The sequence below is a fragment of the Chryseobacterium sp. SIMBA_038 genome (assembly GCF_046535115.1).
GTDB lineage: Bacteria > Bacteroidota > Bacteroidia > Flavobacteriales > Weeksellaceae > Chryseobacterium.
Genome location: NZ_JAWRXH010000463.1, coordinates 1 through 233 on the forward strand (window position 1 = coordinate 1; position 233 = coordinate 233).

The following is a 233-nucleotide window of genomic DNA, read 5'->3' on the forward strand; positions in this document are numbered from 1 at the left end:
GACCTTGCATGACGCAATAAGCGAAGTTCTGATGGCTGCGGGCGTGCCCTTGTCTGCACGAACCATCGCAGACGAGGTGAACCGGCTGGGTCGCTACACACGCCGAGACGGCGCGCCGGTCGATGCCAACCAAATCACAGCCCGCACCCAGAACTATCCCCATCGATTCACCGTTGTCGACGGTCTCGTTGCGCAGAACTCGCCATCCGGCGCGACGCACACAAAGGGGCGGT

1 protein-coding gene is annotated in these 233 nt (G+C 62.2%); it reads left to right on the forward strand.

The window, feature by feature from the left end; translation table 11 throughout:
* Positions 1-233, forward strand: a 233-nt coding sequence (locus tag SB689_RS24285; RefSeq protein ID WP_410694570.1) for a hypothetical protein, incomplete at both ends; no start/stop codon positions are given.